Origin of the sequence: Bacillus sp. B4EP4a, from assembly GCF_006680105.1 — a bacterium.
Classification (GTDB): Bacteria; Bacillota; Bacilli; order Bacillales; family DSM-1321; genus Peribacillus; species Peribacillus simplex_E.
Window position 1 is genome coordinate 193,354 of record NZ_VHIK01000029.1, and the last position, 22,163, is coordinate 215,516.

Here is a 22,163-nt window from a genome sequence, read left to right on the forward strand (position 1 = left end):
CCACTTTAATGAAAGGCAAGGCCACTATATTTTAATTTGGGGATTAACCATTCAATACCCTTTTTTTTACACATCAAACTTCCAGCTTATAATCCTAATTTAGCTTTTAACCGATCGATCCGGGCACCGAACAAACGGTGGGCAAGTTTGCTTTTCAAGGCAAGCGCCGCATAAATGAGCGCTCCAAAAATTGCACAAACGGCCACGATCAAAATCGCCTGGAATCGCCCTTCCGTTGTAAGCCACAGCGATAATAAACTGTTCATGCCCCATGCAGCCAGTCCCATTATCACTGAAAAAACAGAAATCAAAACAGATCGTCTGATGGTAAGGCTGTAACGATATCCAGTAAAGTAGGTAATGATATACAAATTCAGCAGCACAGCAGCCAAGTAGCCGAATGCCGTAGCATAAACGGATCCTTCCGTTTCAAACAACTTGATCAAGGGGATATTCAAGCTCAACTTGATTAAAAAGCCCAAAAGCAGGCTGAGCACCGTATATTTTTGCTGATTGATCCCTTGTAAAATGGCCGCCGAAACGGAAAAAAGCGCAAACAAGATGGAAACGGGCGCATATGCCTTCAGGACGCTGATTCCAAGTGGATCATGGCTGTAAAAGGCACTATAGATTGGATCGGCTAGCACCGACATGCCAACGACCGCCGGTATCGTAATGAACAACAAAATTTGGAAAGCTTGGTTCAGCTGGCGGTTTAACTCTTCCGAATCCTCGCTTACATATGCCTTCGTCACCGAAGGGAGAAGCGCCATTGAAAACCCGGTTGCAAGCGTCATCGGAATCAAGACAAGCTTCTGGGCATATACATTCAACACCCCAAGGGCATCTTCTGCGACATGCTGCAGCCCGATGGACGACATCGCCTTATTGAAAGACAATAAGTCCGCAAACTGAAACAATGGCATCGCGATTCCGACGAATATGAAAGGAATCGACGATAGAAATATTTCTTTATAGATCTCCTTCAGGGAAATTTCCATCGTCCCCCGGTCTTTCTTCATCAAGCTGTCCAAATGGGGTTTTTGTTTTTTCCAATACCAAAATAACACTACTAAACCGCCGACAGCCCCGACCGTCGCCGCGAAGGTAGCCATTTGGATGGCTCTCACTAACTCTCCATCAAGGACATTCAAAACAACATACACACCAGCCAAAAGGAACACGATGCGGACAATTTGTTCGATAACTTGAGATATGGCCGTTGGCTCCATCGCTTCATGACCTTGAAAGAAGCCGCGGATGATGCTCATGAACGGTACAAAAATCAAGGCGAAGCTGACTGCCCGTATGATCTCCGTGACAGCTTCGACATCTTCCTGCTTGACCCCAAAGACTCCAGTGAACATCGGTGCCATCGTATAGAGAATCAAAAAAGCAAGAAAACCGGTGACAACCATTAATTTCAGACTCGATTTAAATAACTTCTCACCGACGGCGTACTCCTCGAGCGCATTATACTTCGAAATGAATTTAGAAACAGCAAGCGGCATGCCTGCCGTTGCAAAGCTAATGAAAATGGTATATGGAACGTACCCATATTGATAAAGGGTAGCTCCTTTATTCCCAACCATATGTTCAAATGGGATGACGTAAAATAAACCAAGTACCTTGGAAATAATCGCTCCCAGCGTTAATATAAAAGCCCCTTTTAAAAACTTAGATGACATCTAATCCCTTCCTGCCTCTGTCAGTTACGTTTCACACGCTCTTTATCTTATCATATTAAAGTATTTTTTCTATAGAAAACTACAATCAAGTTTATCGTTTTCGAAGATAATACACAAACAAATAATTCCTTTTTTTCTACATTCGCAATCTGACGGGCTCTTGCTATATAATGAAGGGACTGAAAATGATAAAGTGGTGATCAATTTGAAATATGATGTAGTGGTAATTGGCGGCGGTCCTTCCGGATTGATGGCAGCAATAGCAGCCGGGGAAAAAGGGGCCAATGTCTTGTTAGTGGATAAGGGCGAGAAGCTTGGCAGGAAGCTTGCCATCTCGGGCGGCGGACGCTGCAACGTGACGAACAGGCTCTCAATCGATGAAATCATTCAGCATATCCCTGGAAACGGGCGATTTCTATACAGTGCTTTCTCAGAGTTCAATAATGAAGACATTATTCAATTCTTTGAAAAATTGGGCGTGGCCCTTAAAGAAGAGGACCATGGCCGGATGTTCCCTGTCAACGATAAAGCGCAAAGTGTCGTGGATGCCCTTCTGACGCGCCTGTCTAATTTAAAAGTAACGATTTATAAGAACTCTCCAGTTGCGGAAGTTCTCTATGAACATGGAAAAACAAGCGGTGTCCGGTTAAAAGATGGACAGACCATTGATACAGATGCAGTCGTGATTGCAGTCGGCGGGAAATCAGTTCCCCACACCGGTTCAACCGGCGACGGCTACGCATGGGCTAAAAAGGCGGGGCATACGATTACCGAACTGTTCCCAACTGAAGTTCCCGTACTTAGCCATGAAACATTCATTAAAGATCGCACACTTCAAGGTCTCGCACTTCGCGATGTTTCATTGAGTGTCCTTAATCCAAAGGGCAAGGCCCTGATCACACACCGAATGGATATGCTCTTCACCCATTTTGGCGTCTCCGGTCCAGCTGTTCTAAGATGCAGCCAATTCGTCGTGAAAGCGATGAAAAAATGGAACCTGTCGGAAGTGACAATGAAACTCGATGCCCTGCCGGACCGAAACAAGGAAGAGGTCTTTCAAGACATCATGAAGGAAATCAATGCCGAACCGAAAAAAGCCATAAAAAATACCTTAAAAGGTTTAGTTCCTGAACGATACCTTCACTTTCTGCTTGAGCGAAGCGGCATCGACCTTCAAGAACAAGGAGCGACGATATCAAATGAAAAAATCCGCCGCTTTGCAGAGTTATGCAAGGACTTCCAATTCGGAGTACACGGCACCCAGCCGCTAGAAAAAGCCTTCGTAACGGGCGGCGGCGTAACCGTCAAAGAAATACACCCAAAAGAAATGGCATCCAAACTGATGGACGGACTGTATTTCTGCGGTGAAATTCTGGATATACACGGATACACAGGCGGCTATAATATCACATCGGCATTAGTAACAGGAAGACTCGCCGGTATGAATGCTGCCATGTATGCCCGTTCATAATTCCTAAAAAGAGGCTGATCCAAGCGGATCAGCCTCTTTTAATGCGATCGTTATTTGGCCGTCCCGCAGTTTTTTAGTCCGCATCCGCGCCGCCTCTTTTATCCGGTTTTCCCGTTTAAAATATTTCTGGATGATAGCGAAAAGCTTCGAGGTCAATGGTATTCCGTTCCGTGAATGTGATGCCTTCACTCTCGAGCATCGCCTTCTGGTGTTCTGCGGCGCCCTCTGCTTTTATACCGATTTCTCCCTTGGCATTAATTACCCGGTGCCAAGGAAGGTCATGTTTTTTGCTGCTTGAATGAAGGATCCTTACGACCTGCCTTGCACCGCGCGGACTACCGGCGAGCTGTCCGATTTGACCATATGTCATCACTTTACCGGAAGGGATATGTTGAATGATAGTAATTACCCGTTCAGTAAAACTTTCCAAATAACTCGCTCCTTTTTTCTATCCGTTTGCTAACATCGTGATTTTTTCATCGGTTATCAGGACCCCATGATGCTTGACCAAGTTTGTTTTAAGCTCGGCAGGCACTCTGCAGTCATCGTATGCACAAACAGAAATCAATCCTCGTTCCTTGATCAGTTTGTCGATTCCTTTTTCATAGTCGCCTATCGCTAAGTTGACTTGATCGTCATGACCCCATTCAACATGGCCCCATGTCCGCACGTGCTGATTACGTTTAGTGTATGTATCGATATTTTCCAAGAAATAGTTAACCATCGTCGAAGGATGGAAGTCTCCATGAAAACAATAAAAATCAAAATTATTCATAAGATGCACTTGCTCCAACTGCTCCTCATTTAAATGAAGCTGCAATTTCTTGTATACGAAAGGAAAGATACGGTCATTTTCGACGACCAGGATATGGTCTCCCTGTTCAACACCGGCAATGATGAAAGTTGCCTCATTTTCAATGTAGGCTTCCAATTCATTAAAACAGTATAAAATATGGCCACCATCCGATTGCTGTATATTTTCTATTAGTTGTTTCATATTGTTATCCAAAATGGATCTCTCCTTTAAATACACCAGTCCGCACTATGTATTATTTATAACTTTAACCATTATCTCCGTATTTGTAAAATTCATAGAAGAATATAGTCAGTTTTTCCTAATGTCATCTGTTATGATCGGGAATTTCGTTGAATCGAATTGAGGCTGCATTTAGTCCACTCATTGAAAGACCAAGGCAGCCCAATTCAGCAGACTCCGTTCTTCATCCATTTTCCCTTTTTATGTTCACCCTTAAATCACGGGATAATACGGCACATATCGCGGGTTATAATAATATGGCGGTCTTGGTCCGATAAGCGGCAATTCAAAGGTATTTGGGTTGGAATCATATAACAACTCCACTTTTTCATCCGTTTGTTCGACCAATAATAACTTCACTTCTTCGCTATAATAATAGGGCATGTTGAGGCCTCCAAAAACTTTTTTCTCCCCTTCAGCATATTCGCGCTGCACGGCAACGAGCCCGTCCCCATACATGTTCTTCATGCACGGCATATACCTGATCATCATAAAGTAATCCGACTAAATACTTTTTTAGGAGGACCCTCATGGCAGAAGATAAGAAAAAGAAGTCATCCGGTAAAAGCTATCCCATGCATCCGAATTATGGAAAGATCACCCGTTATCAAGACGTTCCCATCACGGTTCCTGAGCAACGCCAATTCCGCCAACCTGGTGTAGAAAAATTAATGGTACCCCGGCCCATCATCGAAAATCCCAATTATAGGGGCAGCGGGAAACTAACAGGAAAGGTCGCATTGATAACTGGCGGAGACAGTGGGATTGGCGCTGCGGCTGCCATCGCTTTTGCTAAAGAAGGTGCAGATGTTTCCATCGCTTATTTGGATGAACATGAGGATGCGAATCGGACTAAAACGAGAATTGAAGAGCTTGGACAACGTTGCTTACTGCTGCCTGGCGACTTAAGGGATAAGCAGCAATGCATCAATATCGTGGAAGACACCATCGAAACATTTGGAAAGCTCGATATTCTCTGTAACCACGTGGGTATTCAATTTCAGCAATTAAGCTTGCTTGATATTACGGATGAGCAATTCGATGATACCTTTAAAGTCAATATCTATTCCCACTTCTACACGACCCGTGCTGCCCTTCCCCATTTAAAAGCTGGGTCGTCCATCATTAATACATCTTCTGTCGTGACGTTTAATGGGAATAAGCAATTAATTGATTACACGGCGACTAAAGGGGCCAATATTGGTTTTACCCGTGCCTTGGCAAACAGTCTTGTCGATCAAGGCATCCGGGTGAACGCCATTGCGCCCGGAAGGTTTTGGACACCCCTCATCCCGGCAAGTTTCTCGGCAGACGAAGTGACACAAGTCGATAACCCGATGGAGCGTCAAGGCCAACCATTTGAACTGGCTCCCACCTTTGTCTATCTCGCTTCTGATGATTCCCGTTTTGTGACGGGACAAACATTACATGTCAACGGCGGGGAAGCGACATCGTCATAATTTCCACATCGAATATGCCCCCTCCCCGGGAAGTCACGAAAAAAAGACTACCTTGGATTGCCCGCCTTGCAGCAATAGGTAGTCTGATATGAATGATATGGCCTTGCCGGCCGGCCTTTATTTTTTCTTATAGATGATCATCGCACTGAAACAGTAGATCTGTTCCTCTTCCTCTTCACCTGTAGTGGCGACATTATATTTGATATCGACGATTTGATTATCGCGAATGTCTTCAAGGAAAAAGTTCATTTCGTCCTCTAGATCCTTTTCATGCTCATAATCAAATAATTTTACTTGTATCATCGGCTCCCCGCCCTTTTACTATAATGATAGTTATTGTGCAGGATGCCCATTTTTCATGATGATTATACTTGATTTGTTTGTAACGCGGATAATATTGCAACAACTTCATCCCCGACTTCTTCTGTAGAAGCTGCCCCGCCCATATCAGGAGTCAGCGCCTTTTTATCGACCATCACCTGTTCGATCACGTCCAAAATTTTTGCACCCCAAATGTCATGCCCAAAGAAATCGAGAATCTGACTGGCGGACCATATGGCCGCAAGTGGATTGGCGATGCCTTGATGTGCAATATCCGGGGCTGAACCATGAATCGGTTCGAACATCGATGGATAAATCCGTTCCGGGTTTAAATTGGCACCAGCCGCCAGTCCCATCCCGCCTGCAATGGCAGCACCTAAATCCGTGATGATGTCACCGAATAAATTGGAGGTGACGACGATTTGAAAGCGTTCGGGCTGTTTGACAAAATACATGCTTGCCGCATCGACCAGATAGGAATTCGTTTCTACTTCCGGATACTCCTGTCCAATTTCTTCAAAAAGCTGATCCCAAAAAACCATTGAATAATTCAATGCGTTCGCCTTGCTTATGCTCGTTAGCGTCCTGCCCGTCTTACGCGCAAGTTCATACGCATAACGGATGATCCTCTCCGTTCCCTTTCTGGAAAAGACCCCCGTCTGCAGTACCACTTCTTCCGGCTTGCCTTTAAAAAGCCAATCACCGGCACCGGAATATTCCCCTTCACTGTTTTCACGGATGACAACCATATCGATTTGGTCACGAGTCACGTCTTTTAATGGACAGGGTGCACCTTGAAGCAATTTAACGGGTCGAACATTCACATATTGGTCAAATCCCTTTCTGATTTTCAGCAGAAGTTCACGTAAGGAAATATGGTCAGGGACACCAGGGTAACCGACAGCCCCAAGATACACGGCGTCAAACTTCATCAGTTGTTCCAGTCCGTCGTCGGGCAGCATTTTGCCGTGCTCAAGGTAATATTCACAGCCCCATGGAAAATAGGTGAACTCGAAAGAAAAATCCCCGGCAATTGCAGCCACTTCTTTAAGTACCTTTACACCCTCATTAATCACCTCAGGGCCAATCCCGTCACCCGCAATGACCGCTATTTTATGAACATTCATTCTTCAACTCTCCTTTTTCTATATTTTCTGATTTCAACACCCTAATTTTAACATATAATTTTTGCATTCCCGTCAGGGGGGAGGTTCATACAGAAAAAAGAGCCCTTTCATGATGAAAGGGCTCTTTTTTTCACGCCTTCAAATATGCGCGTCTTTCCGCATATTCACGGCATTGTGAACAAACCATGATCTTTTTTCTTTCTTCATTCAAATAAGCCGTCACATTCTTGGATTTACGCTTACAAAAGTAACAGGTCTTTTTGAAGAACTTCACTTAACGATGACTTCGCCGTCCCATTCAAGCATTCCGCCAACCATGTTTGCCACTTTATATCCTTGTTCCTGAAGATAGTGGCATACATTTTCACTGCGGCGTCCTGAACGGCAGATAAAAATATATTCTTTTTCTTTATCAAAATAGTCAAGGTTCGCCGGGATGTCATTCATGCGAATATGTTTCGCGCCTTCGATCATTCCCTCTTGCACTTCTTCGTCTTCACGAACATCGACAAGTTCCATCGCTTCGCCTGCCTCAAGCTTAGCTTCCACTTCTTCAGTTGTAATGATTTTGATTTCTTCCATAATTAGCACCTCGAATTATCGTTTGATTTATCTTTTTCATTATAGCAAAATTCCCAGTTAAACATCACGTAATGGATTCGCTGATAAAAATTCCCTCATGCCATGTATTTATTTTCAGAAATTATCATCAACACTCAAATTTTTATTGCTTCTAAAAACCATCCTGGATAAAAATGCTCCTAAAACTGCCGCCACTATCAGGATACCGAAAAGGATCGAATAATTGGCGATGATTCCTATCAATGTAGATGAGATGATACTCCCAAAATATCGAAAGGTCGAAAAGATTCCCGATGCCGAGCCCGATGCGGATTCCTCCACTGCTTCCAGGGAAGCGACCTGCATGCTTGTAAGCCCTAAACCGATAGCCAACCCATTCACGATAAGTGTGACGGCTAAATACATAAGCGACTGGATGTGGATGACGAATAAGAATAATAGATTCGTTAACACAGTGATGGCGAATGAAAGGAATATGACCTTTTCCGAAGAGTATTTCCGATTAAGCTGTCCGCCTATCATATTGCTTAAAGCCATTGAAATGGAGAACAGTGATAACATGACACCGCTCACGGAAACCGAAATATCCATTTTTGTGGTCATGATCAGCGGCATGACCAACAAAATCGCGTACATCGTGAAATTATTGATCAACACAGATAAATTGGCATTCACGAATATAGGACTCTTAAATAAGCTAAAGTCTATAATCGGGGATGGGACAGAACGTTCTTTCCGTACGAATAATCCCAGAAACAGAAGGCTCCCCATACCGAGTACGATGTACATCGTCGTTGATTCTGCATGAGTCAAAGTAATCAATAAAGTGATCGTAACGGCTAAATAAATGGAACCGATAACGTCCAATGGCTGTCGGGAATGCTTTTTCTGCATTTTTGGTAAAAGAAAAATGCCTCCAGCAAGTGCACCCAATAAAAAAGGGACGTTAACCAAGAATATCGCTTTCCAACTGGATACAGCAATCAAAAGCGAGCCTATCAATGGACCTACTGCCGCTCCCAGACCCATTCCCAACCCGAAAAATCCCAACACCCCCGGCAGCCGCTCACGTGAAACGGTCTGTCGGATAAGGGCAACGACATTCGGGATCAGCAATCCGCCCCCTATGGCCTGCAGTGATCGAAAAGCGACAAGCATGCCTATATTTGGCGCAAGCCCGCATCCTATCGAGGCAGCAAGGAATAGTAATATGCCAATTATATAGATTTTCCGATTGCCATATAAATCCCCAAGTTTACCCGCAATCGGCTGGGTAACGGCCATTACAATGAGATAGATGGTGACGACCAAAGTGACACTGTGAATATCCAAACCGTAAAAGTCTGAAATCGAGCCCAGTGCTATCGAAATCATCGTTGAATTGATCGGTACGAGAAACGCCGCCATTAAAGTAAAAATGATCATCAGGAATTCTTTCTGTCTGCTCATTCTTTCACCTCAGTCCTTAAAACAACACTGTGTTCTACTTGCTCATCCATCGATAATCGTAACGGTTCCCGTATTCCCATCGACAATGACACGATCTCCATCTTTTAAGCGATCCGTTCCTACTTTTGTCCCTAACACTGCCGGAATCCGATATTCCCTAGCAATGATCGCAGAATGGGACAGCATGCCGCCTGTATCGGTAATGATTGCTTTTGCATCCTGGAAAAAGGACGTCCAGACTGGTGTCGTGTTCCTGCAGACCAGTATATCTCCTTTTTTAAAATTAGAGGCTTCATGCATTCCGGATATCACTTTGACTTTTCCTTCGCATAATCCTCCGGATGCTGAAATTCCTTTAATCGTACTCGCCGTATTTTCCTTGTTTTCTTCCAATGAGCCAAACACCATTTCCACGAAAGCACGATCTTCATCCGTAGGTTTGCCAAAAAATGATGGCGTTTTCATTTTACCCTGCAAATCATATTGCCTTTTCCGTTCCAATACCGTTTCCCTTAAAGAGTGGGAGGCATCCAAAGCGGATATGACCTCATCTTTATATAAAAACCAAATATCTTCTGCGTCATCCAGCACGTTCTGTTCAACTAAAAGCTCACTTACTTTCAATAAGTATAAGCGTGCCTTTGCATCGAACATGGCATCAATATAAAAATGATGATCATCCGTGATTACAGCAGCATCCAAGACCATTTGGTAATATTTTTTAAATAAGTCCCGCTCAGCAGAATCTTCAATTCCATTTAAAAACCTTTGGTATATCCGTTTCCCGTCAGCTACTGCCGTTTCGAATTCTTTATCGAAATCATATCCATTAATGATGAAATTCCTAATGATTTGCAGTACATGCTCAGGATTTTCAATCCAGGTTTCCCCAACGAAATCATGTGCCTTAAGGCATCTGTACCCGTAAACATTGACGAAATTATCAACACGTTCCAGAAAATCCTTCCCTTTTCCAAACGCGCTCAGATCCCGGGATAAATTTCCTTCATCAGCATCCATGATCACCTTCAGCAACTGAGGTTCATTCTTCGCTTTCAACGATAATTGCCACAGTATTCGATCGGACTCCAGTGACTTATTCATCACTCCAGCCATGGATTGGTAGAGTTCATGGAGTGGTTCGGTCCCCAGCAAGCTTTTAAATAGCCGTTCAAGTTTAATAGTAATACTCGCATGCGGAAGGACGATCATGAAATGCCAGTAATAGACCTCTTTGAAAAACCCTTCTAACTCACCCAACCCTCTTATGGCTTTGGCTGCCGTGAATTCCTTCGAAGTTTCTTCATCCATATATCGATAAATTGGCAATAAATGATCATGGATAATATCATGCATCCTGTTCGTCATATCTGGATACAAGTTCTCCATAAGCTTTTCGTTTTCCATGAATAATTGCTGTGGGTCTGTTTCTAGGTGGATTTGCTTTCCATAATAATACCCGTTATGGACTTTCATTTGGATGTATCCCGACTGTTCCCTGAGTTCCTCTGTCGCTTTAGCCATTCCTTGATAAAATGGTTGGGTGACTATGGATGCGAATAATGGGGAAATTTGATCAGGAAATCTTGAATCGATCAAAAACCAAAATTCATCCTTATCAGTTCGTTCCAAAATAAATTCTTTCCTGGCTTCTGGAATGACTTCAGCGTCTTCGATCACTGTTGTAATCGGGCGAGCTTGCAAGAGATATACCATTTGATCTTGAATGGCGAATTCCAAATCGACAGGATGTCCATAATGCTTCTCCACATCCAGTGTCAATTCGATCAACTGTGTAAGCTGCACATCATTGAGGCAATATGCATCCTGTTCCGCTTTTGTGGTCTCCACTTCTAACGTGCCTGTGGAGCCGGAAACGATTTTCAGTTCTTTGCGGCCCTTGATTTTCTCGATCTTCGTACCATCACGTTTAGCCAAATAGGTATCGGGTGTCACGATACCAGATACTACCGCCTCCCCAAGCCCATAACTGGCATTTATCACTATATGATCTGGATTGTATGTAATAGGGTCCTGGCTGAAAATCACTCCTGAAACATCTGAATGTATCAGACCTTGAACCACAACGCCCATTGATATTTTTTCAACATTTTCATGTATGGTTTCGGTATATTGCCGAACCCGGTTCTCGAAACAGGAAGCCCAGCAGACTTTTACCCTTGATAGGAATTCTTCATCCGTTTTAACATTCAGGTATGTTTCATACTGACCGGCAAAGGATGCTCCTTCCAGGTCTTCTGCACCCGAAGAGGAACGGACTGCCACTGATGTATAATCTTCTCGCAGCTCATGAAAAGAGCTCAAAAGGATGCTTGACAATTCATCCGGGATGCTCGCTTCCATAATCCCGGCCTGGATGGCTTCACTTTGTAAATTCAGTTCATTTCTTTCCACGAAGTGCATAAATGAATCATTGCTAATGACAAACCCATTTGGCACGGGCATGCCCAACTTCGTCATTTTAATTAAATTTAAAGCTTTTCCCCCTACGATTTCATTGGACTCAGCAGCATTTTCAAATCGCTCTGTATACATATTCGCTCCCCTTCCATCACGTTGAATAAATACTTTCTTTCCCAAGACCGGGACATACCCATTTATAGGTATAATTCCCACTCTTAACCATAATGGAAATCCTGTTACATTGCATATGAAAAGGCTTACACTAAATTCCATGACGGGCATTGCTTTCGCAATGATTCTTAGGGCTTTATTGCCATTTTCCCGAATGATCGATCGGCAAAAATGCAACAAACTATTCAATTTTATATTTATTTACATTTATTAAGTAAATACATCAAATCCAATCACAACGAATAATCCCTACAATAGTCACAATGGAGCCTGAATGAAAAAAACGCCGACGAATATAATATTCGCCGGCGTTTTAAAAATCCGTATCAATGCTTGAAACCTAGTTGATATTGTTTAGGGATCTCCGTTTTTATATTCAAAGCTTTAGATGCTTCCAGTGCCCAATAAGGGTTTCGCAGCATCCCTCTGCCGACGGCTACTAAATCGGCTTCTTCATTGCCAATGATTGAATTTGCTAGAATCGGATCATCTAATCGACCTACAGCAATCACTGGAATATCCAAAGCTTTTTTGATTTCCCTGGCCAATGGAGTTTGATAGCTAGCATGCGTACCCGGTCTTCCGTCTGCTCCAATCGGGCCTTCTCCTCCAGAGCTTACATGGAACATATCGACGCCTGCTTCTTTAAAGACTTGTGAAAAGGCAATGCTGTCCTCAATGCCATATCCGCCTTCAACGTATTCTTTTGCAGAAATGCGCATGATTAAAGGCATGTCGGCAGGCATTTCGCTTTTCACTGCTTTAATGACTTCCACTCCGAATTTGGTCAGGTCTTTTCCATATTCGTCATCACGTTTATTCGTAAGCGGTGATGTAAATTGGTGGATTAAATATCCGTGTGCACCATGTAATTCGATTACGTCAAATCCTGCTTGAACAGCCCTTCTGGCCGATGCCCGGAATTTATCGACCATTTCCTTCACTTCTTCCGTTTCTAAAGCTCTTGGTGTTTTGTACGTTTCATCAAACGCAATGGCTGATGGTGCCACCGGAGTTTCGGCATCCTCCGCTTTACGGCCTGCATGGGCAATTTGTATCCCGATTTTTGCACCGTATTGATGAACTTCCTTAACGATGTTGGAGAAAGCTCCAATTTGGTCGTCGGACCATAATCCAAGATCACGATTCGAAATGCGCCCATCAGGCTCCACATCGGTCATTTCCACTATAATTAATCCCGTGCCGCCAACTGCCCTGCTTACATAATGCTGCTGGTGCCAGTTTGTTGGTATACCATCTTCCGCTTCGACGGAGTATTGGCACATCGGCGGCATGACGATCCTATTTTTAAGTTCAAGTTCTTTTATGCGATAAGGTGAAAATAAATCATTCATAATTTTTTATCTCCTTTTTTTATATAATGCATGCACATGCATTTATATCATCTGATTAATTCTGTGTCAAATAATCAGATTCCCGAATCTTTCATTGTAAATGACATCGTCTGTTGGTACAGCATTTCCATGCCCGCCAATGCGGAGATCTAATAAAAAAAGAGAAAGACGGATATCCCGTCCCTCTCCTTCATACTTGATTAAAAGTCGAAATTATCAGGATCCGGACCAACACGGTGATTCTGATTCAATCCATCAATTTGGTTCATTTCCTCTTCCGTCAATTCGAAATCGAATATAGATGAGTTTTCTACAATACGATGTTCTTTAGTGGATTTTGGAATCGTTACAATCCCATTTTGGATATCCCAGCGCAAAATGACTTGTGCAACTGATTTGCCATGCTTGGCCGCAATTGCTTGTAAAACGTCATTATCCAGAAGTTCACCTTGCATCAATGGTGACCACGCTTCAAGTTGTATCCCTTGTTCCTTACAGAATGCCTGAACTTCTTTTTGAGTTAAACGCGGATGGCATTCCACTTGATTGACCATCGGCTTCACCTCTGCATCTTCCATTAAATCTTTAAGATGGTGAATCTGGAAATTGCTCACACCGATCGCTTTTACTTTTCCTTCTTTATAAAGAGTTTCCAACGCTCTCCAGGCTTCTTTATATTTTCCTTCCACTGGCCAATGGATAAGATATAAATCCAAGTACTCCAAGCCAAGTTTCTTTAAGCTTTTTTCGTAAGCCGCAATTGCTGATTCATATCCTAAATCGGCATTCCAGACTTTTGAAGTTACGAATAAGTCTTCTCTTGAGATTCCGGCTTCTTTTATGCCCTCACGGATCCCTTGGCCGACCCCTTCTTCATTTTCATAAATGGCAGCCGTATCGATACTGCGATAACCATGTTTAATGGCCACTTTAACTGCATTTACCAGCTCCGGTCCTTCTTCCACCTTAAATACGCCCAATCCGAACCAAGGCATTTTAACGCCATTATGCAACGTTGTTGTATCTTGTAAATTTTTCACCATTATACTCTACCTCCAAATTTTTTCTTCATTGTTTTTAAGAGTGTAATGCGTTTAAGTATCAGTATCATTACATCCCTTCAAGGAACCTTCCATCATTCGCTGAAGGGATGCAATAATACTTGGTTATTGATACTCTAAACGCATAGCATGCTTTTTCTAACATGCATCACTTTTTCAATCCTATGCTATTTTGTCAGTTCCCTTGGAACGGTCTTTACTTTCCAAGGCACGGCTCCAAGCTGTTAAAATCACTGCCGCAAACACCATGACTCCACCTATCCACGCTGTATGGATCAGTCCGATCGAATCCGTAATCACCCCTCCTAAGTAGGCACCAATGGCGATACCCGCATTGAAGGCGGCAATATTGATGGCTGACGCCACGTCCACTGCACTCGGCACGAAACGCTCCGCTAACATGACGACATACACTTGAAGCCCCGGAACATTCATGAATGCAAACAAACCCATTAAAATGATCGTAATTAAACCGGCTATCTTAAACGGTGCAGTGAAAGTCAAGACCACAAGTACAATGGCTTGAATAAGAAACATATAGAATAGGGCATTAATAGGATTGCGATTAGCGAATTTCCCGCCAAGGGTATTTCCTATTGCTATTGCTACTCCATATATTAGCAAAATCAAGGCCACAGTTCCTTCTTTAAACCCTGTCACTTCTTGAAGTAATGGCGACAGGTACGTGAAGACAACGAATGTACCTCCATACCCTAATGCTGTAATGATGAATACTAGCAGCAATCGGCCATTCGTCACCAATTTGATTTGATCACGAAACGTGGTCCGTGCAGCCTTTCTTAAATCGGATGGGACCAGGATGCCGTTTCCGATGAAAGCAATAAAGCCGATTGCCACAATGATGATGAAAGCGAATCTCCAGCCGAATTGCTGACCGATGAAGGTTCCAAAAGGAACTCCGGTCACCGTTGCCACCGTCAGACCTGTAAACATGATGGCGATGGCACTCGCCCTGCGGTTTTCAGGGACCAAATCAGCCGCAATCGTAGCGCCGATTGACATGAAGATACCATGTGCAAGCGCTGAAATGACACGTGCGATCAATAATACACCGACCGTGGCCGCAGAAGCCGCTAATGCATTTCCGGCAATGAACACGACCATTATCCAAAGTAATAAAGTCTTTCGCGACATATTCGATGTCAGGGATGTCAGGATAGGTGCCCCGAACATGACCCCCAAGGCGTATAAGGATACCGTCAATCCCGCCGTCGTCACTGTAATGTGTAAATCTTTAGAAATGAGTGGTAATAATCCCACGCTGATGAACTCTGTTGTTCCAATCGCAAAGGCACTGATCGCTAAAGCCAGCAATGCCCATGTACTTCTATTTTTATTTGAAATCATATCCTCTTCTCCTTCTTGTCATTTTGTACTATCATTGAAATTGCCTTAGCAACTTTTTTTATAAATGGTACAGCGAAATTCGGTGTGCAAATGTTATTATGAGATATAATACAAATAAAGAACAGTACGCACTTCAAAGTGATATAGGCACCTTTTAGTACCTATAAAATAAGGAGAGTATGCCAATCATGCAAAAAAAGAAATACAATATATCAGTTGAAGCGACACTGGAAGTAATGGGCGGAAAGTGGAAATGCGTAATCCTCTGCCATCTGACCCACGGAAAAAAGCGGACCAGTGAATTGAAGCGCCTTATGCCGAACATCACCCAAAAAATGTTGACCCAACAATTGAGGGAGTTGGAAAAGGACGAAGTCATCAACCGTATCGTTTACAACCAAGTCCCCCCTAAAGTGGAATATGAACTTAGTGAGTATGGGCAAAGCCTGGAAAGTATCCTATCCGCACTATGTACATGGGGGGAAAATCACATAACAAGAGTGTATGGAGATAAGTTTTCCGTTCTTGAGGAAAGTGTATTGAATGATCAATTGAAGTAATTCCCCAAAAAAAGATTAGCGCGAAGCGGCTAATCTTTTTTGTATATAATGAATGATCCTGATTCAACTTCCATAAATTTCACCAACGTTTTATCCCCTCTTCTTTCTGGTATAATATGTAATACGCAACTTGAAATTTTTTATTTTGTAAACGAGGAAGTATAATGGTGAAACCAAGGAGGACATATGAGGGTCTTATTAGAATTGATACGCATCATATTAATATTCGGGATAGCCGGAACAATCATTTCGACGATTGTAAACGGCATATATATAAACATCGGAGTCAATCAGTATGGCTGGCTAGGCTCGATTGCGATACTGCTTTTATTATTCGTCTGGTATAGAAATAAACTTCAGTTCAGTGGCTGGTATTCGGGAAAAGGGAAGAAAAAGCTTCCCAAAATGGCCTCACACATACTCATTCTGTCTTCACTATTTTTGTTATGTGCCCCGCCTGTTTTAAGTGTGCTGCAGATGACCTTTCATTAAACGGGATTCTATATCCTGGATAGAGCAGGAGTGAACGATTTGCGGAAATTGTTTAATATTGTGGTCCTCATACTCCTACTCTCTGGATTATGGTATGGATATGGTAAAGATATCCAGGAGTCTGGATTCAAAGCAGGGGTCGGTGCCTTTGCAACAGATGTTCGTTCCTTTATAAATGGGCCCGAGGTTTCAACTGCCTTGGAAAAACTGAATACTGGAGTCAGCAGTCTCATTGGCACTTTGACGGAAACATTGGATACCGCTTCTGAAAAAGAATCTCAGGAAACGGAAAAAGTGAAAAAGCCAGCATTGGAAGCACCTGCTGATGCATCCTTCTCGGTCCATAATATCGAAATTGGCGACACGAAGGATGATGTAGAAAAATTGGCTGGTAAAGCTAAGCGGAATACGCGGAATGAATATGGCGTAGATTGGTTCGCCTATCACGAAAATTATCAAAATTTCTTCATGGTTGCCTACGATAACAACGATAAAGTTGTTGGTTTATATACGAATCAAGATTTGATTTCCTCGAAGGAAGGCATTAAACGCGGCACTCCCAAAGAAACCGTTACCGGGAAAATGGGGGAGCCTGTAACAAAACTGCTTAAAGGAAACGTCTATTACCAGATTCGAAGTGACAGCGGCGAATACGATATGTTTGAAATGGATAATAGCTATGTGACCATTTTTTATGACAAACATGAGAAAAATACAGTCACGGCAATTCAAATCATCGACGCAAAACTCGAAAAGCAAAAGAGCGGCTATTTTGCAGAAGCCGGCCCTGAATTAAAGAAGGGCTTTGAATATCAATTATTCGATTTGACCAATGCATCACGGGTCAATCATGATCTCTCAGTGCTTTCATGGGATAAACGAGTGAAGGTCACGGCACAAGATCATAGTAAAGATATGGCCGTGAATCAATACTTCAACCATACAAACCTTGAAGGAGAATCCCCGTTCGACCGGATGGAAGATGACAAAATCAATTTTCGAATGGCGGGGGAAAACCTGGCTGCCGGTCAGAATAGCAGTATTTTTGCCCATGAGGGCCTAATGAATTCCATTGGCCACAGGGAAAATAAATTACAGAAGGATTTTGAATCGCTCGGTGTCGGAGTTGCCTTCGATGAGGAAAATAAACCATATTATACGGAGAACTATTTGACGAAATGAACAAAAAGCTGTGCATGGGAAAATCCAGCACAGCTTTTTTCACACAAGAGAGGGCATCCATTTATAAAAATGGATGCCCATGTTTTAGATCACCAAACGAATAACCCAACGACCATGGCACTCAGCAAGGAAACAGCCATCCCGCTAACCAGCAGTTTCCAAACATTCCTTCCGATAATGTTCGATTTCTCATCATTGAGGATGGAATTGAATGTTCCATAAATCATGCCCACTGTACTGAAGTTGGCAAATGACGTCAGATAAGTGACAGCCACTGCAACTGTATGCGGAGGCAGTGTACTGACTTTATCTTTTAAATCGAGCAAGGCAACGAACTCATTTGTGGCAAGCTTGATTCCCATCAATTGAGCAACGTACATGGCATCATGTCCAGATAGTCCAAGCAGGAATGCAAATGGACTAAAAATGACAGAGAAAATCTTTTGAATGGTCAAACCATCCACAAAGAAACCGAAAATGCCGTTTACGCTGGCCGTTAAGGCCACATAGCCGATAACCATTGCCATGATGACGAAGACCATTTTGGCCCCGACAAGCATACTGTTGGAAATGGTGGAAAAGAAATCTTTACGTTCCTCTTTAGAAGGTACATAAACGACGTCTTCCTCTTTACTGACGTCGACGGGATTCAGCATGTTTGCTATCAGCAAGGCATTTAAGCAGTTCAAAGGTATCGCTACAAAAACATAGGTTGCCGGTACCATGGACAGGTAGGCTCCAATGATTGAACCACTGATGCTGCTCATGCTCATGATTCCAAATGTCAAAAGACGCTGATCCTTAATCGCACTGAGCTGCATGCGGATAACCGCAAGTGCCTCGGTATTCCCTAGGAACATCATCTGAATCGAAAAGAAACTCTCAAGTTTTGGCAAACCGGATACTTTTGAGATGAGCCATCCCACTTTATCAATGATCCAGGTAAGTATACCGAAATACGTTAAAACATCAAAAAACGTGATAATGAAGATAATTGGCATCAATGCGCTGAAAAAGAAATCCACTTGTTCATTTGCCATAAGTGAAGGAAAGACAAAAGAAATCCCTTCATTCGCACATTCAATCAACCAGGTGAAGAATGAAGCGATCAGATTGATGACCCATGCCCCAATTTTAGTGGATAACATGAACCATGTGATAAGTAATTCGAGAACCAACAAGGTAAGAATGGCTTTCCACTTAAGGTTCCTTTTATTAGGTGAACAAAGGTAAACGATGCCCATTACAACCAAAACACCTAGTATATTCAATAAGAAATACATGCTTTCATCCCCTTTGGTTTTATTATTTCCCATTCATTTTTTTTATATAAAAAGCCCTCACCTTTTTACACTTTCAGCCGCAGGAAGAAAGTGTGAAAAAGTAAGAGCCTTTATTGAAACGTTTTGTGGATCAAGCCTCTTCAAGCGAACCAACATAAACCTATTCATCTCTTCTATTTTCATACTTCCTTGTAGTCCGGCATTACGGCTGCCAGGTAGAAACTATCAGACCATCATCACTGATATTATACAAGGATATTTTTTAAATAAATTTCTCAGGAAAGATATCATTTTAAATCAGTTTATTTTTAATTACAATACGTTTCAAAGTTGTTATATTAATATAAATTTTTCGAAAACAGTCAAGAAAGTCTCCAAGGGGCCAATGTTGGGTAATACTAATGAAGGAGCTGGTTTAAACCCTCCCAGTTGTTTCAATTCACCATATTAACCACTACCTCTCCTTTACAGGAAATAAGGACGTGAATTTTTTGTGGATTTTTTTAATAACCAGGAAAGTCTTACTGCAATTCAGTGGACTTTAAGAGCCATTATATCCTTCTTCTTCTTAATTTTTACGGTTAAATTGATGGGGCAACGATCCATTTCCCAGTTAAGATTACTTGATTTCATAATGGCATTAATTATTGGGAATATTCTTGCCCACCCTTTGTCTGATGAACAGTTAGATTTGAAGGGCTCAATGATCACGACCTCTGCATTAGTCATCTTATATATAATTAGTGTGTTTTCGAGCCTTAAGTGGGGCAAACTCCGAAGGTTTTTTGACCCTGACCCCTTTCCGCTTATCGAAAATGGACAAATCATTTACAAAAGCCTAGCAAGGGCCCGAATCTCCATCGATGATTTATTATCGGAATTAAGAAAAGAAAAGGTCGAAGATATTCAAAAGGTATCCCTTGCACTATGGGAACCGGGTGGTACCATCTCATTGTTTTTATACCCACAATATGAAGCAGTAACACCAGCAGATATGCACCTAGCAACAAATGCCTTCAATTTTCCTAAAACGATCATTAAAGAGGGCAAGATTGATTCTAAAGAATTAAATCGGGGCGGTAAAGACGAAAAATGGCTGAAAAAAAAAATCAAAACAACATATAATGCTGACGTGAACGATATTTTATTAGCAACTATTGATAATAACGATAACGTAAAGGTCTTTTTCTACAAATAGTTACTCATTTGCAGCCAAAATAAAATCCCCTCAGGCATGGTGTAAAGCCTACGTACGAATGTAGGCTTATAACACGTCAACTTAAAGGGGATTTATTAACTCGTTATTACTCCGACCAATTCAGTGTATTCAAGAACTTATAAACATCTTCATACACTTGATTACGTTCCTTACCCAATGTGATGATATGACCTGATTTTTCATACCATATCAAGTGTTTATGCTGCGTATCGACTTCATTGAAAATCGCTGTAGCACTCTCCGTATAGTCGGGATCATCCAAACGCCCTTGTAAAACAAGAGTTGGTGATGTGATTAAATCTAAATCTTCACCTGTCTCATTTATAATATTCAACACATCTTTTAGTTGAGGCATAGGCTCTTCTGCCAGCAGCTTCACTTCCGCAGCAATTTGGTCTGCATCTTTGCCCTCAAACTTCTTATAAGCCTGTGCATAATTGAGCAAGCGGTTCTTTTGTCGATCGATACTTTTTCCTTGCGTCGGAGCGCACATTGAAACCACCCCTGTTACAGGCAATTCAATTCCCACTTTTAATGAGAAAACTCCTCCTAAAGAAATTCCTACAACAGCAATTTCCTCATAGCCTTCCTCTTTAAGGAATTGATAACCATCAACTACGTCTTTCCACCATTCCTTTGGACCTGTTTTTGCAAGTTCCTCGGCTGATACTCCGTGCCCACTATAAAGAGGTCCATGGCAAGTATAGTCGAGATCATTCAAGTATTTTCCTAATTTCTTCATATCTCCTGTACTTCCGGTAAACCCGTGAAGTAAAAGAACAGCTCTTTTTCCACCTCTGTATGTGAATGATTCAGGTGCTTTCACTTTCATCTATCTAGGACCTTCTTTCTTTGCTCTTGTTGATAAATAGAATCTATATGATTTTCAAAAAAAAATCAATTAATACCCCTTGAGTAGTGATTCTTCTATCCTATTCCGAATTTTCATTAAAACAATTAAATCATGTATATAATATCCTTACCACACTCTTCGCAACTCATCCGTTCCGAAGCACATTTTACTATGATTAAAATTATTTAGCAATCGTCATTTAACCATTTTTTTTAAGAAAAGTAAAATGCACCTTGTGATACGATGTACAAACGTATTACACTTTAAAAATGAAAAGGAGGAGAATTTATTTGGATAAAGAATTAATGAAGGGAAGCATTGACCTCCTTTTGCTTTCACTTCTTTCACAAAAAAAGCTATACGGCTATGAAATCACGAAGATCCTGAAGGAAATGAGCATGGGAAAATATCAAATAAGTGAAGGCACCCTCTACTCCGCCCTTAAACGATTAGAAAAAAAAGAATTCATAACAGGCCATTGGGAAAAGTCAGAATCAAGCCGCAGGAAATATTATCATGTCACCGAAAATGGACAAACCGAACTTGAACGGAAACGAGAATGCTTTTACTTCCTGGAAAAATTAGTCCAGAAAAGCGCAGAGCAATTCTAAACAAAATAAAAAGCTCCCTGCACCCATTATTGGAAATGTGCAGGAAGCTTTTTTGCTGTTTACTCGTGATTTTAGCTGTTTTACTCGTAAATTGGTGCTGTACTCAGAATATCGCACCGTTTACTCGTGAGTTTCACACTTTTACTCGTGAGTTTTGCTGTTTTACTCGTGAATTTCGCACTTTTACTCGTGAGTTTTGCTGTTTTACTCGTAAATTGGTGCCGCACTCATGATTTCGCACCGTTTACTCTGAATTTCACACTTTTACTCGTGAGTTTTGCTGTTTTACTCGTGAGTTTTGCACTTTTACTCGTGAATTTGCGCTATTTACTCGTGAATTTGCGCTATTTACTCGTAAATTGGTGCTGCACTCAGAATATCGCACCGTTTACTCGTGAGTTTCGCACTTTTACTCGTGAATTTGCGCTATTTACTCGTAAATTGGTGCTG

General features: G+C 42.1%; 21 protein-coding genes and 1 riboswitch. Of the genes, 7 read left to right on the top strand and 14 right to left on the bottom strand.

All coding sequences use genetic code 11. The features are described from left to right. Positions 1 to 86: 86 nt before the first annotated feature. Complete coding sequence (locus tag FNK51_RS16060; protein ID WP_141993981.1) at positions 87 to 1,688, bottom strand: putative polysaccharide biosynthesis protein; 1,602 nt, start codon at positions 1,686 to 1,688, stop codon at positions 87 to 89. A gap of 205 nt (positions 1,689 to 1,893) precedes the next feature. On the opposite strand from FNK51_RS16060, the gene FNK51_RS16065 reads away from it, so the two are divergent. Beyond that, positions 1,894 to 3,159, top strand: coding sequence for a BaiN/RdsA family NAD(P)/FAD-dependent oxidoreductase (locus tag FNK51_RS16065; RefSeq protein WP_141993982.1), 1,266 nt, complete (start codon positions 1,894 to 1,896; stop codon positions 3,157 to 3,159). A gap of 115 nt (positions 3,160 to 3,274) precedes the next feature. Here FNK51_RS16065 and FNK51_RS16070 read toward each other — a convergent pair whose 3' ends face one another. The 3 genes from FNK51_RS16070 to FNK51_RS16080 all read right to left on the bottom strand — a co-directional run bounded on the left by FNK51_RS16070 (position 3,275) and on the right by FNK51_RS16080 (position 4,663). After that, a complete protein-coding gene (locus FNK51_RS16070; RefSeq protein ID WP_063232865.1) occupies positions 3,275 to 3,529 on the bottom strand; it encodes an MGMT family protein in 255 nt (84 codons plus the stop codon). A gap of 78 nt (positions 3,530 to 3,607) precedes the next feature. Further along, the gene (locus FNK51_RS16075) at positions 3,608 to 4,168 is read right to left on the bottom strand and encodes an MEDS domain-containing protein (RefSeq protein WP_141993984.1); all 561 of its coding nucleotides are present in this window, start codon (positions 4,166 to 4,168) and stop codon (positions 3,608 to 3,610) included. A gap of 240 nt (positions 4,169 to 4,408) precedes the next feature. Next, a complete protein-coding gene (locus tag FNK51_RS16080; RefSeq protein ID WP_141993985.1) occupies positions 4,409 to 4,663 on the bottom strand; it encodes a hypothetical protein in 255 nt (84 codons plus the stop codon). A gap of 62 nt (positions 4,664 to 4,725) precedes the next feature. Between FNK51_RS16080 and FNK51_RS16085 the strand changes: the two genes are divergently transcribed. Beyond that, the gene (locus FNK51_RS16085; protein ID WP_141993986.1) at positions 4,726 to 5,655 is read left to right on the top strand and encodes an SDR family oxidoreductase; all 930 of its coding nucleotides are present in this window, start codon (positions 4,726 to 4,728) and stop codon (positions 5,653 to 5,655) included. A 117-nt stretch (positions 5,656 to 5,772) separates the two neighbouring features. Here the strand turns inward: FNK51_RS16085 and FNK51_RS16090 are convergent, their stop codons facing one another. The 8 genes from FNK51_RS16090 to FNK51_RS16125 form a co-directional block, all read right to left on the bottom strand. Beyond that, complete coding sequence (locus FNK51_RS16090; protein ID WP_048682016.1) at positions 5,773 to 5,958, bottom strand: sporulation protein Cse60; 186 nt, start codon at positions 5,956 to 5,958, stop codon at positions 5,773 to 5,775. A gap of 62 nt (positions 5,959 to 6,020) precedes the next feature. Further along, positions 6,021 to 7,103 carry a tartrate dehydrogenase gene (locus FNK51_RS16095; RefSeq protein ID WP_141993987.1) on the bottom strand — a complete coding sequence of 361 codons (1,083 nt, stop codon included), beginning with the start codon at positions 7,101 to 7,103 and terminating at the stop codon, positions 6,021 to 6,023. Positions 7,104 to 7,373: 270 nt separating this feature from the next. After that, on the bottom strand, positions 7,374 to 7,685 hold the full coding sequence (locus FNK51_RS16100; RefSeq protein ID WP_034309364.1) for a rhodanese-like domain-containing protein: 312 nt from the start codon (positions 7,683 to 7,685) through the stop codon (positions 7,374 to 7,376). A gap of 114 nt (positions 7,686 to 7,799) precedes the next feature. Then, positions 7,800 to 9,134 carry an MFS transporter gene (locus FNK51_RS16105; protein WP_141993988.1) on the bottom strand — a complete coding sequence of 445 codons (1,335 nt, stop codon included), beginning with the start codon at positions 9,132 to 9,134 and terminating at the stop codon, positions 7,800 to 7,802. Positions 9,135 to 9,176: 42 nt separating this feature from the next. Continuing rightward, positions 9,177 to 11,690, bottom strand: coding sequence for a PEP/pyruvate-binding domain-containing protein (locus FNK51_RS16110; RefSeq protein WP_181762274.1), 2,514 nt, complete (start codon positions 11,688 to 11,690; stop codon positions 9,177 to 9,179). A gap of 365 nt (positions 11,691 to 12,055) precedes the next feature. Continuing rightward, positions 12,056 to 13,084, bottom strand: coding sequence for an NADH:flavin oxidoreductase/NADH oxidase (locus FNK51_RS16115; protein ID WP_141993990.1), 1,029 nt, complete (start codon positions 13,082 to 13,084; stop codon positions 12,056 to 12,058). Between the two features lie 200 nt (positions 13,085 to 13,284). Beyond that, positions 13,285 to 14,127, bottom strand: a complete 843-nt coding sequence (locus FNK51_RS16120; protein WP_098372029.1) for an aldo/keto reductase — start codon at positions 14,125 to 14,127, stop codon at positions 13,285 to 13,287. A gap of 180 nt (positions 14,128 to 14,307) precedes the next feature. Continuing rightward, on the bottom strand, positions 14,308 to 15,513 hold the full coding sequence (locus FNK51_RS16125; RefSeq protein WP_141993991.1) for an MFS transporter: 1,206 nt from the start codon (positions 15,511 to 15,513) through the stop codon (positions 14,308 to 14,310). 188 nt (positions 15,514 to 15,701) lie between these two features. Between FNK51_RS16125 and FNK51_RS16130 the strand changes: the two genes are divergently transcribed. From FNK51_RS16130 to FNK51_RS16140, 3 genes are all read left to right on the top strand, one after another. Continuing rightward, positions 15,702 to 16,073: a winged helix-turn-helix transcriptional regulator gene (locus FNK51_RS16130; protein ID WP_034309370.1), complete on the top strand. Its 372-nt coding sequence runs from the start codon at positions 15,702 to 15,704 to the stop codon at positions 16,071 to 16,073. 186 nt (positions 16,074 to 16,259) lie between these two features. Further along, on the top strand, positions 16,260 to 16,565 hold the full coding sequence (locus tag FNK51_RS16135; protein WP_141993992.1) for a hypothetical protein: 306 nt from the start codon (positions 16,260 to 16,262) through the stop codon (positions 16,563 to 16,565). A 30-nt stretch (positions 16,566 to 16,595) separates the two neighbouring features. Further along, positions 16,596 to 17,747 (top strand): CAP domain-containing protein, encoded by a 1,152-nt coding sequence (locus FNK51_RS16140; protein WP_353617892.1) that lies wholly within the window; start codon positions 16,596 to 16,598, stop codon positions 17,745 to 17,747. An 89-nt stretch (positions 17,748 to 17,836) separates the two neighbouring features. On the opposite strand, the gene FNK51_RS16145 is transcribed toward FNK51_RS16140, so the two are convergent. Continuing rightward, positions 17,837 to 19,030, bottom strand: a complete 1,194-nt coding sequence (locus tag FNK51_RS16145) for a nucleoside transporter C-terminal domain-containing protein (protein WP_141993994.1) — start codon at positions 19,028 to 19,030, stop codon at positions 17,837 to 17,839. A gap of 172 nt (positions 19,031 to 19,202) precedes the next feature. Further along, positions 19,203 to 19,303, bottom strand: a riboswitch (purine riboswitch). A 220-nt stretch (positions 19,304 to 19,523) separates the two neighbouring features. On the opposite strand from FNK51_RS16145, the gene FNK51_RS16150 reads away from it, so the two are divergent. Continuing rightward, complete coding sequence (locus tag FNK51_RS16150; RefSeq protein ID WP_141993995.1) at positions 19,524 to 20,228, top strand: DUF421 domain-containing protein; 705 nt, start codon at positions 19,524 to 19,526, stop codon at positions 20,226 to 20,228. Between the two features lie 106 nt (positions 20,229 to 20,334). Here the strand turns inward: FNK51_RS16150 and FNK51_RS16155 are convergent, their stop codons facing one another. Continuing rightward, positions 20,335 to 21,081, bottom strand: a complete 747-nt coding sequence (locus tag FNK51_RS16155) for an alpha/beta hydrolase (RefSeq protein ID WP_098372024.1) — start codon at positions 21,079 to 21,081, stop codon at positions 20,335 to 20,337. Positions 21,082 to 21,392: 311 nt separating this feature from the next. Between FNK51_RS16155 and FNK51_RS16160 the strand changes: the two genes are divergently transcribed. Continuing rightward, positions 21,393 to 21,713 carry a PadR family transcriptional regulator gene (locus tag FNK51_RS16160; RefSeq protein ID WP_141993996.1) on the top strand — a complete coding sequence of 107 codons (321 nt, stop codon included), beginning with the start codon at positions 21,393 to 21,395 and terminating at the stop codon, positions 21,711 to 21,713. Positions 21,714 to 22,163 lie beyond the last annotated feature (450 nt).